Here is a 276-nt window from a genome sequence, read left to right as displayed (position 1 = left end):
GATCTTCTCGATCACGCCCGACCCGGGCGTGCGCGTGCAGAAGATCAAGCGCAACGAATGCCAGGTGATGAGCTATCCGCGTCCGGCCGACATCGCGACGCTGAAGGCCGACTCGGGCATCGACATGCCGTCGCAGCCGGGCTTCAACCTCGGCTACCTCGCGTACAACGTCGAGCACAAGCCGGTCGACAAGCTCGAGGTGCGTCAGGCACTCGACATGGCGATCAACAAGAAGGCGATCCTCGAATCCGTCTATCAGGGCGCGGGCCAGGCCGC

The 276-nt window shown here is 64.1% G+C and carries 1 protein-coding gene; it reads left to right on the top strand.

Annotation, left to right across the window (positions count from 1 at the left end; translation table 11 throughout):
* Positions 1 to 276 (top strand): ABC transporter substrate-binding protein (locus tag SB816_RS31285; RefSeq protein ID WP_410548151.1); only part of this gene is annotated, 276 nt, incomplete at both ends.

The organism is Achromobacter sp. SIMBA_011, assembly GCF_046535435.1.
Lineage (GTDB): Bacteria > Pseudomonadota > Gammaproteobacteria > Burkholderiales > Burkholderiaceae_B > Achromobacter > Achromobacter dolens.
The sequence above is the reverse complement of the archived record's forward strand: the minus strand, read 5'-3'. Positions and strand labels throughout refer to the sequence as shown.